Consider the following 14,580-nt stretch of genomic DNA (forward strand, 5'->3'; position numbering starts at 1 on the left):
TCAGCACCCTCGTTAGGCTCGGACCATGCCTCGTCCCGATGCGCGTGCGAACGACCAGCTCCGTCCCGTCACCATCACCCGCGAGTGGCAGAAGTACGCCGAGGGCTCGGCGCTGGTGGAGTTCGGCGACACCAAGGTGCTCTGCTCGGCCTCGGTGCAGCAGGGCGTGCCGCGGTGGCGCAAGGGCAGCGGTCTGGGCTGGGTGACCGCCGAGTACGCGATGCTGCCGCGCGCCACCCTGACCCGCAACGACCGCGAGTCGGTCAAGGGCAAGATCGGTGGTCGCACCCACGAGATCTCCCGGCTGATCGGACGCTCGCTGCGCGCGGCCATCGACCTCTCGGCGCTCGGCGAGAACTCGATCTCGATCGACTGTGACGTGCTGCAGGCCGACGGCGGCACCCGCACCGCGGCCATCACCGGCGCCTACGTCGCCTTGGCCGACGCCGTCTCCTGGCTGGATGCCAAGGGCGCGCTGGCCAGCTCCCGTCCGCTGGTCAACACCATCTCGGCGGTGTCGGTGGGCGTCATCGACGGCGAGCCGCGGCTGGATCTGATGTACGCCGAGGACGTCCGCGCCGAGACCGACATGAACGTCGTCCTCACCGGCGGCGGGGAGTTCGTCGAGGTGCAGGGCACCGCGGAGGGCGTGCCGTTCCGGCGCGATGAGTTGGACGCCCTGCTCGACCTCGCGGTGAAGGGCTGTGCCGAGCTGGCACAGCTGCAGAGCGCCGCCATCGGGGCTTGAGCGCCGTGGCCGAGCGCATGCTGCTGGCCAGCCGCAACGCCAAGAAGCTCCGCGAGCTGCGCCGCATCGTCGCGGCGTCGCTACCGGGCGTCGAGGTGGTGGGGCTCGACGACGTCGCGCCCTACGAGGAGGTCCCCGAGTCCGGGGCCACCTTCGAGGCCAACGCGCTCATCAAGGCTCGGGAAGGTTTCCGGCAGACCGGCCTGCCCACCGTCGCCGACGACTCGGGGCTGTCGGTCGACGCCCTCAACGGGATGCCCGGCGTGCTGTCGGCGCGCTGGGCCGGCGGTCACGGCGACGACGAGGCCAATCTGCGGCTCGTGCTGGACCAGGTGCGCGACGTCCCGGACGAGCGGCTCGGCGCCGCCTTCCACTGCGCGGTCGCCTATGTCAGCGCCGACGGCGAGATTGTCACCGAGGGGACGATGCCCGGCCGCCTCATCCGGCAGCCGCGGGGCGCCAACGGGTTCGGCTACGACCCGATCTTCGTCCCGGACGGCCACGAGCAGACGAGCTCGGAGCTGGACAGCGACGTCAAGGACGCCATCAGCCACCGTGGCCGGGCGCTGCGGGCGCTCGTCGCGCAGCTGGCCGGCTGAGCCACGCTCTCTAGCCCAGCGACACCAGGTCGCTGAGGTCGTCGCGCGGCAGGTCGCCGACGGTCCACGCCGAGACGCTCACCTCGAGTAGCTCGACCTCGCCGCCGTAGTTCGAGAGGAACGCGGTGTCGGCGGCGTCCCGTCCGGTGCTGATGCGCAGCAGGCTCTGCCGTGGCGCCAACCGGGTCGCGTCCACCACCTGCCAGTAGCCGTCGACCTCCGCCTCGACGACGGCGTGGAAGTCCATCGGCGAGAGGCCGGGGGCGTAGACGGCCACGACCCGCGCGGGGACGTCGCGGGCTCGCAGCAGGGCGGTGGTGAGGTGGGCGTAGTCGCGGCAGACGCCCTGGCCGGCCAGCAGCGTGTCGACTGCGCCGTCGGTGGGACCGCTGCTGCCGGGGACGTAGTCGAGCCGCTCGCTGACCCGCGAGGTGACGGCGTCGAGCAGTGCCTTGCCGCCCGTCAGCCCGTCGAAGTCGGCCCGCGCCTGCGCGACGAGGCGGTCGGACTCCACGTAACGGCTCGGCCGCAGGAACTCCAGCCGCTCCGCCGGCGTGACGCGCTGCGGCTCGGCGTGGCCGGTGACGTCGGCGCGATAGCTGATCTCGACCCGGCCGGGAGACAGTCGCAGGTCGTGGGTGCGCCCCCCGGCGGCGCCGGTGAGGACCTGCGGCTCCACCGGCTCGCCGTCCTGATTGATACGCAGCGTCTCGTCGACGGTCAGCCCCGGCAGCGCTGCCACGGCGATGGCCAGGGCCAGCTGGGCGTCGCTCCGGACGTCGATGAGCAGGGTGGATTCCACATGGCGCTGCACGGCTGTCACGACCTGTCGGACGTCGAGTGCCGACCGAGGTGAGAGCCGGCCGGAGGGGGAGTGGTGCGCCGTCAGGGACTCGAACCCCGAACCCGCTGGTTAAGAGCCAGCTGCTCTGCCAATTGAGCTAACGGCGCCGACCGCTCGCGACTGACTCGCGATCATGCGTCCGGCTCACCGCGGTGAGCCGAATATGGACACTAGCACGGCCTCCGGCACCGCTTGACGACGCCCTCAGGCAGCGCGCGTGCGACCCCGCCGCAGCGCGAGGCGGGCGAGCAGCGACCGACGATCGCTGGTGCGGCGACGGCTGCCACCGCTGAAGGCCTGGGCGTAGGCGAGCTTGCTGGTGGAGGCGGAGAACGGCTGCGGTGCCGAGCTGTACATGGCGATTTCCCGAGTGAGTAGTGGGGTGACGCCGCTCATCGTGACGCAACTGCGACTGAAAGAAAATTGCATTCTGATCAATCGCAGATGAAGCTTTACTTCATGGAGATCGACCCTCGGCGGCTGGTGGTGCTCCGCGCCGTGGACCGGTACGGCGGTGTCGTCGGGGCGGCGGCCGCGCTGCGCGTCTCGCCGTCGGCGGTCTCGCAGCAGCTCGCCATGCTGGAGCGGGAGACGGGTTTCGTCCTCGTGGACCGGTCCCGTCGCGGGGGGCAGCGGTCCGTCGAGTTCACGACCGCCGGTCGTCGGCTGGTCGCGCACGCCGACGCGCTGGTCCAGGTGCTGGCCGACGCCGAGACCGATCTCGGATCGCTGGCGGCCACGGTGAGCGGCCGGGTCACCTTCGCCGCCTTCGTCACGGCGCTGCGCTCCTTCGCCGGGACGGCCATCGTCTCCGTCGCCGAGCACCACCCCGCCATCGACCTGTCGGTGCACCAGCTCGACGAGTCGACGGCGGCCGACGAGTTGCTCGCCGGCCGCACCGACCTGGCCCTCGTCGAGGACGACGCCGTCCGGCGCCGACCCGTCCCGAAGGGACTGCATTACGAGGCCCTCTACGACGACCCGTTCCGGGTGGTCGTCCCCTTCGACTGGCCCGAGTTCGACGAGCTCGACGCCATCTCGGAGCGACCCTGGATCGACGGGTCGCCGAGCAGCGCCGTGGGTCAGGCGATGCGCCGCGTGCGTCACACCAGCGCGCTGCGGCTGCCGGCCGAGCACCTCTGCCAGGACTTCACCGCCGCGCTGGTCTTGGTGGCGGCGGGCTTCGGCGCCGCCCTGGTGCCCGTCCTCGCCCTCATCGGCGCCCCCACCGACCGCTACCGCGAGGTCGCCCTCCCCGGTCTGGGCTCCCGGCGCATCGGAGTGCTGTACCGACGGTCGCGCAATGAGCCCACCGCCGCAGTCCGGACCGTGCTGGACGAGCTGCGCTCGGCGGCAGCCGAGGCCTGAAGGCCTGGCCGCGCGCCGCTCCGCCTCGGTGAAGGCGGGCGCTACGCCTCGGTGAAGGCGAAGGCCGTCGTGAGCCCGGTGAGGTCGAAGAGCCGGCGGACCTGCGGGGTGAGGCCGTGCAGGGTCACCGCGCCGCCGGATTGGTTGCGCAGCCGCAGCAGCAGGCTCAGCCCCAGCGAGTCCATGAAGGTCACGCGTGTCATGTCCACCGCGACGTCGCCGCTGGTCTCGTACTCGGCCAGCATGTCGTCGCCGACGAGGTCGGTCACGGTGTAGTCGATCTCGCCCGACATGGCGACACGCAGCAGGCCGTCGTTCCAGCTGAAGTCCACGGAGCCGCGCATCGGTTTCACATGCGCACTCTGCCCCGTGTGAGGACGCCGCTCACGCCGGACGTTTGTCCGCCGGGTCGGCGGGGGACGTGACTGGGGACCGGTCGAGTCGACGGCCGCGATCACGGCAGACAGGACCACATCATGAGCAAGTTCCGTACCGGCATCACCGCCGGCCTCCTCGCCGGCGCCGCCGGAGCCACCGCCAAGAACGCCGTCAGCTATCTGGACCAGATCGCGACCGACGACGCGCCGCCGAGCTCGCCGAACAGCTCCACCGTCGCCGAGACCGCAGGCACCGCCGCCGGCACCGCCACGAAGCAGGACGTCGGCGGAACCAGGGCCACGGCGCTCGGCGCGCTCGGCGGCCTCGGCATCGGACTGGGCGTCGGTGCTGTCGCCGGCGCGATCCGCGGGGGGAACGCCACCCCCAACCCGATCGTGGCCGCCACGGTCACCGGTGTCGCGGCCATGGCGGTGGGGGACGGCCTGGCGCTGGCGACCGGGGCGAGCAAGCCGCGGACGAGCACCAACCTCGTCCGCGACCTGGTGTCCCACCTGGCTTACGGCGTCGTCACCAGCTGGGCGCTGCACCGGCTGCTCGACCCGCGGACGCCGACCGTCGCCCGTCTTAACCCGTTCTCCTGAGCCTCTCGACGCTCCCGTTCGCGTGTGGCGACTTGAGCAAGGGACGGCGGCGGGTCGTCCCTGCTCAGGCACCACGCGCACCGTGGCGGCGGTCGCGGTACCAGAGTTAACGACGTCTGGCCCCGGCGAACCGGGGCCAGAAGGCGGGGCGAGCGACGGGACTCGAACCCGCGACATCCGCGACCACAACGCGGCGCTCTACCAGCTGAGCTACGCCCGCCATGCCCGGCGCGAACGCCGGAGCCAGATCAGTCTACCCGGCCGTCGTCCACCGACATCACGGCCTCGGCCGCGGCGCGGGCCTCGTCGAGGGTGGGGCCCGGTTGGGGGACGAAGAGCGTGCGGCGGTAGAACCGCAGCTCGTTGATGCTCTCGAGGATGTCGCCCAGCGCGCGGTGGGAGAGCGCCTTCTTCGGCTGCGACTGGTACACCCTCGGGTACCACCGCTTGGCCAGCTCCTTCAGCGACGAGACGTCGATCATCCGGTAGTGCAGGAACTCGTTCAGGGCAGGCATGTCGCGGGCGAGGAAGCCACGGTCGGTGGCGATGGAGTTCCCGCAGAGCGGCGCGGTGCGTGCCTCGCGCACGTGACTGCGGACGTAGTCGAGGACGAGCTGCTCGGCGTCGGCCAGCGACACCGTCGAGGCCCGCACCTCCTCGGTCAGTCCCGAGGACTCGTGCATGTCGCGCACCAGCGGGATCATCCCGTCCAGCAGCTCGTCGCCGGCGTGGACGATGACGTCCAGCCCGCCGTCCACAGGGTTGAGCTCGCCGTCGGTGACGACGACCGCCACCTCGATCAGCGCGTCCCGCGTCAGGTCGAGACCGGTCATCTCGCAGTCGATCCACACCAGGAAGTCCGCGCGTTCCGTCACGCGGGAAGGCTATACGTCACCGTCCGTCCGCTTCGTCGACCCTAGGAGGTCACCGATGCCGTCCCCGCCGCTGCTGGACCGGGCCGAGATCGAGGCTGCCCTCGGCGACCTTCCCGATTGGTCCGGGTCGCCGACCGGGCTGACGCGCTCGATCGAGTTCGCCGACTTCCTCACCGCGGTCGACTTCGTGAGTCGGCTCGCGCCGCGGTGCGAGGAGCTGGACCACCACCCCGACCTGGACCTGCGGTGGCGCCGGATCGACATCTCGCTGGTGACGCACAGTGCCGGTGGCGTGACCGGCAAGGACGTCGAGCTGGCCCGCGTCGTCGAGGAGGTCGCCGCCGGTCTGCCTCGGGCCCGCTGAGTCAGGGCTGGCTGAGTCAGGGCTTGCTGCGCCAGGCCCCCATGCCGAGGACGATCAGTCGCAGCTGCCGTTCGGAGTGGTCCAGCATCGACTCGGCGTCCTCGGGGTGGCGCAGGTCGGCCTCGAGCAGCCGCATCACCGCGTTGAGCATCGCCGCCACCATGAGATCCGCAGCCATCTCCAGGTCCTCGGTCGACCAGTCGTCCCCGGTGGTGAGCCGGGCGAGGTCGATGGTGAGGTCACTGGTGAAAAGCCGGAGTTCGGTGGCGATCGCCCGCCGGACCCCCGCGACCCCGCCGTAGCGCTCCCGCGTGAGGAACTGGAACTGCTCGGGGTGGTCGCGGACCTGCTTGGCCAGGATGGCCACGGTCTCGGCGATGATGTCGCCGGAGGTGGCACGGCCGCGACGAGCATCGCGGATGAGCTGCCGCAGCGGTCGCATGCACTCGTCGACGAGGTCGATGCCCAACTCGTCCACCGAGGCGTAGTGGCGGTAGAAGGCCGTGGGGACGATGCCCGCCTCGCGCGCCACCTCCCGCAGGCTGATGCCGGCGAGGCTGCGTTCGGTGACCAGCCGGAGCGTGACGTCGAGGAGCCGGCGTCGGGTCAGCTCCTTGCGCTCGGCGCGGGATCGCGTGTCGGCCACGTGGTGAGGCTAACGCTCACCCCTGCGTCGCAGGGATTCCCGGCCCTGTAACCGGCACGGCTGTCCACCAGTAAGCGCCGTCACGCGCCCAGGCGTTGACTGCCCTCCCGGCTCACCCCACACTTGTGGGTGTACGAACGTGCACTGAAAACCACGTCCGCCAGCCACGAGGGAGAGACGATGTCCCTGCTCAGCCCGCGACGCCCGGCGTCGATCGGCCTGCGCTCGCGCGCACTGTCCTCGCGCGCCCTGTCGCTGTTCGAGGCGCTCGCCACCCCGCACGGGGTCGACCGCTACCTCGAGCTCGTGAACCCCATGCTCACGGTGCGCGAGCTGCGCGCCGAGGTGCTGGAGGTACGCCACGGCTCCAAGGACAGCACCACGCTGACGCTGCGTCCGACGCGCCAGTGGCAGGGCTTCACCGCCGGTCAGTTCGTCCAGGTCTCGATCGACATCGACGGCGTTCGGCGCACCCGCTGCTACTCGCCGGCCTCGTCCCAGCACGGTCCGGACGGCCGGTTCGAGATCACGGTGAAGACCCACCCGCACGGGCTGGTCTCCAATTACCTGTACGCGCACGCCCGTCCGGGCATGGTGCTGGGCCTCAGCCAGGCCGCCGGGGTCTTCACGCTCCCCGAGCAGCGGCCCGAGAAGATCCTGCTGCTCTCGGGTGGCAGCGGCATCACCCCGGTCATGTCCATGCTGCGCACGCTGGTGGACGAGGGGCACGAGGGCGAGATCGTCTTCCTGCACTACGCCTTCACCGAGAAGCACGTCTCCTACCTCGACGAGCTCCGCCGCATCGACGCCGCGCACGACAACGTCCGCGTCGTGCTGGCCTTCACCGAGCAGGAGACCGGCGGCGACCTGCACGGCCTCTTCCACAAGTCCCACCTCGCCGAGGCGGCGCCCTGGTACGCCGACCCGCAGGCGCAGACGTACCTCTGTGGCCCGCCCGGCCTGATGAAGACGATCCGCTCGCACTTCGCCGCCCACCGCGCCGACGAGCGGCTGCACAGCGAGGAGTTCGTCCTCACCGCCGCCCCCGTCGACACCGCGGAGGCGACGGGGGACATCTCCTTCGCCCGCAGCGACACCACCGCGGCCAACAGCGGCAAGACCCTGCTGGAGCAGGCCGAGGACGCCGGCCTCACGCCGGAGTACGGCTGCCGCATGGGCATCTGCTTCAGCTGCACGTCCCCGAAGCTCTCCGGCACCGTGCGCAACGTCAACACCGGCGAGGTGAACAGCGACCCGGACTGCGAGGTCCAGCTGTGCATCAACGTCCCGGTCGGCGACGTCGAACTCGACATCTGATCCCCCACCTCCGCGAACGAGGGAGCGAAACCATGAGTGAGAAGACCATCAAGCTGAGCGACGAGCAGGTCGAGGAGCTCGGTCGCGAGCTCGACGCGCTGCGCAAGCGCGTCATCGACGACCTCGGCGCCGAGGACCGCGAGTACATCTACAAGATCGTCAAGGCGCAGCGCGCGCTGGAGGTCGGCGGTCGCGCGTCGCTGATGCTCAGTGCCCTGCCGCCGTTCTGGCTGCTCGGTACGGCCGCGCTGTCGTTCTCCAAGATCCTGGACAACATGGAGATCGGCCACAACGTCATGCACGGCCAGTACGACTGGATGCGGGACCCGGCGCTGAATTCCAAGATGTTCGAGTGGGACACCGCCTGCCCGTCGGACCAGTGGCGCCACTCGCACAACTACATGCACCACACGTACACCAACATCGTGGACAAGGACCGCGACATCGGTTACGGCATCCTGCGCATGGACGAGTCGCAGAAGTGGAACCCGTACTACCTCGGCAACCCGCTGTGGGCGTTCCTGCTCATGACGTTCTTCCAGTACGGCGTCGCCTTGCACGACCTCGAGACCGAGAACCTCATCACCGGCAAGCGCAAGCTCAGCGAGAACAAGAAGCTCTGGAAGGGCATCTGGCGCAAGGTCGGCAAGCAGTCGCTCAAGGACTACGTGCTCTTCCCGCTGCTCACCGGACCGCAGCTGCCGTTCACGCTGACTGCGAACGCCACCGCGAACCTGATGCGCAACCTCTGGGCCTACTCCATCATCTTCTGCGGCCACTTCCCCAGTGGCGTGGCAACCTTCAGCGAGGAGGAGACGGAGAACGAGACCCGCGGTGAGTGGTACGTCCGCCAGATGATGGGCTCGGCCAACATCACCGGCGGCAAGCTCTTCCACATCCTCTCCGGCAACCTCAGCCACCAGATCGAGCACCACCTCTTCCCGGACCTGCCGGCGCGGCGCTACCCGCAGATCGCCGACGAGGTGCAGGCGCTCTTCGAGAAGTACGGACTGCAGTACAACACCGGGCCGCTGCACAAGCAGCTCGGCTCGACCTGGGCCAAGATCTTCAAGCTGGCCCTGCCCACCCGCGGCACGAACGGCGACAGTGACGCCACCGAGACGGCGCGGGTGACCACGACGAAGGAGCCGGTCTCCGTCTGACCGGCAATCGGAGGCACGGCCCCATGGTGGGAAGAATGGAGATCGGCAAGGACACTGCGCAGGTGATCGTCGAGTCGGCCGCGACGCACGTCGGACGCATCGCGGCGATCATCAGCGGCGCGGTCCGCGACGTCACGCGCGAGTTCGGTGACTGGGCCTCGGACGTCTTCGAGATGCGTGAGGCCGCCGGCAAGGCGGCGGAGGCTCATCGCGTCGACGAGGCGCGTGCGCAGGCGGAGCAGACGCACGCGGTCTGACGGAACGCGCACCGACGGCAAAGCCCGTCCGTCACGGCTTCTCGGGGGAGAGCCGTGCCGGACGGGCTCGTCCGTTTTCACCGGGTACGCCGCGACAGGTGACCTCTCATCCGGGGTAGGTGCTAGTCATGACGACCGCACCCGAGAGGCACACGACGACCAACGCCGGCGTGCCCGTCGAATCCGATGAGCATTCCCTGACCCAGGGCGACGCCGGCGGCATCCTGCTGCACGACCACTACCTGATCGAGAAGATGGCCCAGTTCAACCGCGAGCGCGTCCCCGAGCGGGTCGTGCACGCCAAGGGTGGTGGCGCCTTCGGTGAGTTCGTGGTGACCAACCCCGAGATCGCGCGCTACACCAAGGCCGCCTTCCTGCAGCCGGGCAAGAAGACCGAGATGCTGGCGCGCTTCTCGACCGTCGCCGGCGAGCAGGGCTCCCCGGACACCTGGCGCGATCCCCGCGGCTTCGCGCTGAAGTTCTACACCGAAGAGGGCAACTACGACCTCGTCGGCAACAACACCCCGGTCTTCTTCGTCAAGGACCCGATGAAGTTCCAGGACTTCATCCGCTCGCAGAAGCGCCTGCCCGCCTCCGGGCTGCGGGACAACAACATGCAGTGGGACTTCTGGACGCTCTCGCCCGAGTCGGCCCACCAGGTCACCTGGCTCATGGGGGACCGCGGACTGCCGCGGTCCTGGCGGCACATGGACGGCTTCGGCAGCCACACCTTCCAGTGGATCAACGCCGCGGGCGAGCGGTACTGGGTGAAGTACCACTTCAAGACCGATCAGGGCATCGACTTCCTCACTCAGGCCTTGGGCGATGAGCTCGCCGGGACCTCGCCGGACAACCACCGGCAGGACCTCTACGGCTCGATCGAGAACGGCGACTTCCCGTCCTGGACGCTCAAGGTGCAGATCATGCCCTTCGACGACGCAGAGTCCTACCGCTTCAACCCCTTCGACCTGACCAAGGTGTGGTCGCAGCGCGACTACCCCCTGATCGAGGTCGGGACGATGACGCTGAACCGGAACCCGGAGAACTTCTTCGCCGAGATCGAGCAGAGCTCCTTCGAGCCGTCCAACTTCGTGCCGGGCATCGACACCTCGCCGGACAAGATGCTGCTCGGCCGCATCTTCAGCTACGCCGACGCGCACCGCTACCGCATCGGTACCAACTACGCGCAGCTGCCGGTCAACTACCCGAAGGCGGCGCGGCAGGTGAACTCCTACAGCAAGGAGGGCGCCATGAACTATCACTTCAACCCGGCGGCGACGCCGGTCTACGCACCGAATTCCTACGGTGGCCCGCACGCCGACACCTCGCAGCAGGACGGCAAGGGCTGGGAGGCCGGCGGACCCATGGTGCGAGCTGCGTACGTGCAGCACGCCGAGGACGACGACTGGGGTCAGGCGGGGACGCTCGTCCGTGAGGTTATGGACGACGCCGCGCGCGAGCGTCTCGTCTCGAATGTCACCGGCCACCTGCTCAACGGGGTGACCGAGCCGGTGCTCGTTCGCGCCTTCGAGTACTGGACGAACATCGACGCCGACCTCGGCAAGAAGATCGAGGAGTCGGTGCGCTCGCAGCAGGCCGACAGCGCCCCGACCACCTCCGCCGGACCGACCACGCCGGGGGACGAGGCCGAGAAGGTCTGATCCGACGTCATCACCGCGACGCCGCGGGCTTCGCGTGTTTCGGCACGGGCCCGCGGCGTCGTGCTGTGTTGGCGTGGAACATTCATGGTGCACAACTAGATTGTCGATCCGGGACCTTTGGCGGTCACCGCACGGTGCCGGGCGCCGACAGTGTGAACGAGGCATCGGGCCTCGCGACGCTGCGCTGAAGGAGCTGCCGTGACTCCTGCACTCCCTGCGGCCCCGGCGCGATTGGCTCGTGCTGCGGCTCGTCTCGGTGAGGCGCGGCGCCCGGCGTCGGCTGCGGCGCTGGTCGCGATGCTGATCCTCGTCGGGGATGCCTACCACCTGAGCTGGGCCACCCGCGGGCTGCCGTCCTGGCCGCCCGTCCTCGCCGGGTTCGGCTTGGCCGCGCTGTCGCTCTGCGCCGCGCTGGTCTCGCCTCCCGCGCTCGCGGGGGTCCTGGTGATCGTCTCGGCGGTGATCCCCATCCTGGGGTTCAGCACAGTCGACTACCTGCACGTCTCGCCGTTCGGGACGATCTCCCTCTGGCTGCTCGGCGCGGCGATCCTGGTGCAGGCCAGCCGTACGCGGGGTCGCTCTGCGGTGCGGCACGTCGTCGTCGACACGATCGGGGTGCTGGCCGTGGTCCCGGCGACGGTGGCCTTGTTGAGCCTGCTCTTCGCCCGTCCGGAGCTGACCTCGCTGGGGTCGAGCCCGCTGTCGTTCTACGGCGCCGTGACGATCACGCTGCTCGTGACGGCCGTCCTGGCCCGGGAACCGGACGGCACGCTGGGGTGGATCCGGCGGGGCCGCGACCCCGGCGCACTGCTGCTCCGCCGGCTGCTGCCGGCGACGTTCCTGCTGCTGCCGCTGCTGGCGTTCGCTCGCCTGGGCGGGCAGCGACTCGGCTGGTTCGGGCTGGACGTCGGGACCTCCATCATGACCGTCGGGGCCATGATCATCGTCGCGATCTCCTGCCTGATCGTTGCGCGACAGCTGCGGCGGACGGATCTCGAACGCGCCGCCGCCATGCGCGCGCTGCAACTCGGCAACGACGAGCTCGATCGCGAGGTGCAGCGTCGGGTCGAGGAGCTGAGCGTGGCGCGCCACCGCGCCGACCTGGCGCAGGATCGGGAGCGCATCTCGGCCGACCTGCACGATCTCGTCATCCAGCGGCTCTACGGAGCCGCACTGAGCCTGCAGGTGCGCAGCAGCGCGCGTGAGGTCATGACCCGTGAGGACGCCGAGCTGGCGATCGCAGCGATCGACGGTGCCATCGCCGAGCTGCGCGGAGCCATCTTCAACCTCCGATCCGACACGCCCGTCAGCGGCCTGAAGAAGGCGCTGGCCGAGGCGGTCGACGTGGCCGAGGCGGCCGGCCTCGTCACCCGGTTGGAGATCACCGGCAGCATGCAGAGCCTGCCGCCGGCCGTCACCGTGCACCTCACCGCGGTGATCCGCGAGGCCGTCTCCAACGCAGCGCGGCACTCCGGGGGAACCTGGTTGACGATCAAGGTGGTCGTGAGTCGCGAGGACGTGACACTGCTCATCGTGGACGACGGTCGCGGCCTGGACCCCGAGGTCGAGGCTCCCAGCGGCCTGCGCAATATCCGTGCGCGGGCGGCCGACGTGGGTGGACACGCGACCTGGGCCGCGAACGTCCCGGCGGGAATCCGGGTCACCTGGGTCGCGCCGCTGCTTCACGGTGCGGGGTCGATTCCGTCGGACCGGATGACCGACGGTCATGTCGCCGCGGCGCCGGACGAGATCCGCGTCGTCGACACCGCGACGATGCGGCTGGCTCTGGCCGATGCTCCATCGACGGACTGGAGCCGCTGGGCGCTGCCTGCCAGCAACACCACGATGTCGGGGGACGGTTCGGACGACATCGCGGACGACGAGGGCGGCGGCGGCTCCGACGCCGGGGACATGGTGTCCGGGTCGATCCGCCCGGTGCCGCAGCGGCTCGTGCACCTGGCCCGCCTCGTGCGCGCCACCTTCGCCGCCGATCGCCTGGCGATCGTCACCGAGGTGGTCGACGACCGCGATCTGCTCGCCGTGAGCTACTGCGAGGATTTCCCCGACGGCTCGCGGGGGCTGAGCTACGGCCGCGACTCCTCGCTCGTGGCGCGGTCCCTGGCCACCGACCAGTGTCTGGTCTTCACCCATGTGGCCACCGCCTCGGCGACCGGCTCGAAACTGATGGCGCTCTCGGACGGGTCGGCACTGATCATGCCGCTGGTGGCCGGCGTCCCCGGCGACGGCACCAGCCTCGCCCTCACGCTGCTGCGTGATCACGACCAGTCGACCTTCACCAGCGAGGACAAACGCGCGGCGCACGAGCTGGTGCGAGCGCTTCGGCCCCTCCTGCTCGGACGGCAGGGTCACAGTGACGGCGACGAGCTGGCGCTGCTCGTCGCGCCTGGCCGCTGAGGTGCTGCGGGACGGACAGACGCCCGTCGAACAGGTGCCCCCGGCAGGGATCGAACCTGCGACCAACCGCTTAGAAGGCGGCTGCTCTATCCGCTGAGCTACGAGGGCGGGACGCCTGCGCAGATTACCCGTGGGTGCGCGGGTAGCACGCGGCGCCGACGTTCGGTGGTGCCTCGTCCACAACTCGGCGCGTCGTCCACAGCGGGCCCGTCGTACCGCCGCCGAGGCGGCTGAGCCGCTTGGCTGGGGTCACACCCAACCGGGTGTGCCGGGATGGCCGGCTCGAGACGACGGGGGACAAGATGAACGAGACGATGATGACGGTGCGGGGCAACGTGGTGGACCGCCCCAAGCTGCGCCGGACCAAGAGCGGACACGTGGTGGCCAACTTCCGCGTGGCCTCGACTCAGCGGCGCTTCGACCGGGAGCAGAACGACTGGGTCGACGCCGGCACCCTCTTCGTCGCCGTGACGGCGTGGCGGGCGCTGGGGGAGAACGTGCATGCCTCGCTGGAGAAGGGGCAGCCCGTGGTGGTCCACGGCCGCTACTGCCAGCGCGACTACATCAAAGACGAGGTCCCCAAAACGGCCTACGAGCTGGAGGCCGTCGTCGTGGGTCACGACCTCAGCCGCGGTACGTCGGATTTCAGCCGTACGGTGCGCCCCGGCGTGGTCGAGTTCGACACCGACGAGACCGGTGCTCCCGAGGATGCGTCGGACGACTTCCTGGGGCTGGCCGAGCCGACGGAGACCGACGACGTCGACCTCGTGACCGGCGAGGTGCGGGAGCCGGTGGCGGTGTGAGCTTCGTCCCCTTCTGCTGCGGTTCGGCCGTCCTCGAGCGTCAGACCTCGAGACCGTTCGAGGGGCCCGCACGCCCCGGGAGTGGCCGCGAAGCGCAGGTCCGGAGCGCGGCGAACTGGTGACCATTGTCATACGCCCGCTCCGCTGCCTCCGCTCGTGCCACCGAAAGCGTTGCCGGGGCTGACCACCGACAGGCCAGCAAAGACGGGGGCTAGCGCTTCCGGGCGGGCCGGACGCGGCCGGGTCATGCCCTCGCCGTCCCTGTGGCTCAGTGCATGAGACCGATGGCACAGCCGTTTGAACCCGCTCGGAATCGCCACCTACCTTCGGTCCAGCCGCAGCGAGCTCGAGTCGAGCCGTTGCCGCACCGAGCAGGGAAGGTGCGACCGGCCCCACCGACGGCGGTGAGGCAGGGGGCGGCCCGCGATCCCCGAGGTGGAGTGGCTGCAGGGAGCAGTTGCCGCCGGCGCCCATAGACGTGGTGCACGGGGACCGACCGATGTGCGGGCGCGCGATGTCGCGCGCCCGTGGAGAGGCACT

16 protein-coding genes and 3 tRNA genes are annotated in these 14,580 nt (G+C 70.0%); 11 read left to right on the forward strand and 8 right to left on the reverse strand.

Annotated elements, in window-relative coordinates; genetic code table 11:
- The first annotated feature begins 25 nt into the window (after positions 1-25).
- The gene (gene rph, locus AC0NZQ_RS10940) at positions 26-748 is read left to right on the forward strand and encodes a ribonuclease PH (protein WP_474529857.1); all 723 of its coding nucleotides are present in this window, start codon (positions 26-28) and stop codon (positions 746-748) included.
- 5 nt (positions 749-753) lie between these two features.
- On the forward strand, positions 754-1,347 hold the full coding sequence (gene rdgB / locus AC0NZQ_RS10945) for an RdgB/HAM1 family non-canonical purine NTP pyrophosphatase (RefSeq protein WP_474531373.1): 594 nt from the start codon (positions 754-756) through the stop codon (positions 1,345-1,347).
- A 10-nt stretch (positions 1,348-1,357) separates the two neighbouring features.
- Here the strand turns inward: rdgB and AC0NZQ_RS10950 are convergent, their stop codons facing one another.
- From AC0NZQ_RS10950 to AC0NZQ_RS10960, 3 genes are all read right to left on the reverse strand, one after another.
- Positions 1,358-2,149 (reverse strand): transglutaminase-like domain-containing protein, encoded by a 792-nt coding sequence (locus AC0NZQ_RS10950; protein ID WP_474529858.1) that lies wholly within the window; start codon positions 2,147-2,149, stop codon positions 1,358-1,360.
- A 73-nt stretch (positions 2,150-2,222) separates the two neighbouring features.
- Positions 2,223-2,298, reverse strand: a tRNA-Lys gene (locus AC0NZQ_RS10955).
- 97 nt (positions 2,299-2,395) lie between these two features.
- Positions 2,396-2,548 (reverse strand): hypothetical protein, encoded by a 153-nt coding sequence (locus AC0NZQ_RS10960; protein ID WP_474529859.1) that lies wholly within the window; start codon positions 2,546-2,548, stop codon positions 2,396-2,398.
- A gap of 87 nt (positions 2,549-2,635) precedes the next feature.
- Here AC0NZQ_RS10960 and AC0NZQ_RS10965 point away from each other — a divergent pair, with 87 nt between their 5' ends.
- The gene (locus AC0NZQ_RS10965; RefSeq protein ID WP_474529860.1) at positions 2,636-3,559 is read left to right on the forward strand and encodes a LysR family transcriptional regulator; all 924 of its coding nucleotides are present in this window, start codon (positions 2,636-2,638) and stop codon (positions 3,557-3,559) included.
- A gap of 41 nt (positions 3,560-3,600) precedes the next feature.
- Here the strand turns inward: AC0NZQ_RS10965 and AC0NZQ_RS10970 are convergent, their stop codons facing one another.
- On the reverse strand, positions 3,601-3,903 hold the full coding sequence (locus tag AC0NZQ_RS10970; RefSeq protein ID WP_474531374.1) for an STAS domain-containing protein: 303 nt from the start codon (positions 3,901-3,903) through the stop codon (positions 3,601-3,603).
- 132 nt (positions 3,904-4,035) lie between these two features.
- Between AC0NZQ_RS10970 and AC0NZQ_RS10975 the strand changes: the two genes are divergently transcribed.
- Positions 4,036-4,539, forward strand: a complete 504-nt coding sequence (locus tag AC0NZQ_RS10975) for a hypothetical protein (protein ID WP_474529861.1) — start codon at positions 4,036-4,038, stop codon at positions 4,537-4,539.
- 147 nt (positions 4,540-4,686) lie between these two features.
- Here the strand turns inward: AC0NZQ_RS10975 and AC0NZQ_RS10980 are convergent.
- Both AC0NZQ_RS10980 and orn read right to left on the reverse strand, forming a co-directional pair.
- Positions 4,687-4,759, reverse strand: a tRNA-His gene (locus AC0NZQ_RS10980).
- Positions 4,760-4,787: 28 nt separating this feature from the next.
- Complete coding sequence (orn, locus tag AC0NZQ_RS10985; protein WP_474529862.1) at positions 4,788-5,414, reverse strand: oligoribonuclease; 627 nt, start codon at positions 5,412-5,414, stop codon at positions 4,788-4,790.
- Positions 5,415-5,469: 55 nt separating this feature from the next.
- Between orn and AC0NZQ_RS10990 the strand changes: the two genes are divergently transcribed.
- Positions 5,470-5,778: a 4a-hydroxytetrahydrobiopterin dehydratase gene (locus AC0NZQ_RS10990; RefSeq protein ID WP_474529863.1), complete on the forward strand. Its 309-nt coding sequence runs from the start codon at positions 5,470-5,472 to the stop codon at positions 5,776-5,778.
- A 16-nt stretch (positions 5,779-5,794) separates the two neighbouring features.
- On the opposite strand, the gene AC0NZQ_RS10995 is transcribed toward AC0NZQ_RS10990, so the two are convergent.
- Entirely contained in the window at positions 5,795-6,424 is a 630-nt protein-coding gene (locus tag AC0NZQ_RS10995; RefSeq protein WP_474529864.1) for a TetR family transcriptional regulator, read from the reverse strand.
- A 180-nt stretch (positions 6,425-6,604) separates the two neighbouring features.
- On the opposite strand from AC0NZQ_RS10995, the gene AC0NZQ_RS11000 reads away from it, so the two are divergent.
- The 5 genes from AC0NZQ_RS11000 to AC0NZQ_RS11020 all read left to right on the forward strand — a co-directional run bounded on the left by AC0NZQ_RS11000 (position 6,605) and on the right by AC0NZQ_RS11020 (position 13,237).
- A complete protein-coding gene (locus AC0NZQ_RS11000) occupies positions 6,605-7,741 on the forward strand; it encodes a ferredoxin reductase (protein ID WP_474529865.1) in 1,137 nt (378 codons plus the stop codon).
- A gap of 32 nt (positions 7,742-7,773) precedes the next feature.
- Positions 7,774-8,904, forward strand: a complete 1,131-nt coding sequence (locus tag AC0NZQ_RS11005; RefSeq protein ID WP_474529866.1) for a fatty acid desaturase family protein — start codon at positions 7,774-7,776, stop codon at positions 8,902-8,904.
- 23 nt (positions 8,905-8,927) lie between these two features.
- Entirely contained in the window at positions 8,928-9,161 is a 234-nt protein-coding gene (locus AC0NZQ_RS11010) for a hypothetical protein (protein WP_474529867.1), read from the forward strand.
- Positions 9,162-9,289: 128 nt separating this feature from the next.
- Positions 9,290-10,822, forward strand: coding sequence for a catalase (locus AC0NZQ_RS11015; protein ID WP_474529868.1), 1,533 nt, complete (start codon positions 9,290-9,292; stop codon positions 10,820-10,822).
- A 198-nt stretch (positions 10,823-11,020) separates the two neighbouring features.
- Positions 11,021-13,237: a sensor histidine kinase gene (locus AC0NZQ_RS11020; RefSeq protein ID WP_474529869.1), complete on the forward strand. Its 2,217-nt coding sequence runs from the start codon at positions 11,021-11,023 to the stop codon at positions 13,235-13,237.
- Positions 13,238-13,272: 35 nt separating this feature from the next.
- Here AC0NZQ_RS11020 and AC0NZQ_RS11025 read toward each other — a convergent pair.
- Positions 13,273-13,345 (reverse strand) — tRNA-Arg (locus AC0NZQ_RS11025).
- A 194-nt stretch (positions 13,346-13,539) separates the two neighbouring features.
- On the opposite strand from AC0NZQ_RS11025, the gene AC0NZQ_RS11030 reads away from it, so the two are divergent.
- Complete coding sequence (locus AC0NZQ_RS11030; RefSeq protein ID WP_474529870.1) at positions 13,540-14,040, forward strand: single-stranded DNA-binding protein; 501 nt, start codon at positions 13,540-13,542, stop codon at positions 14,038-14,040.
- Positions 14,041-14,580 lie beyond the last annotated feature (540 nt).

The organism is Jatrophihabitans sp. sgz311053, from assembly GCF_056135305.1.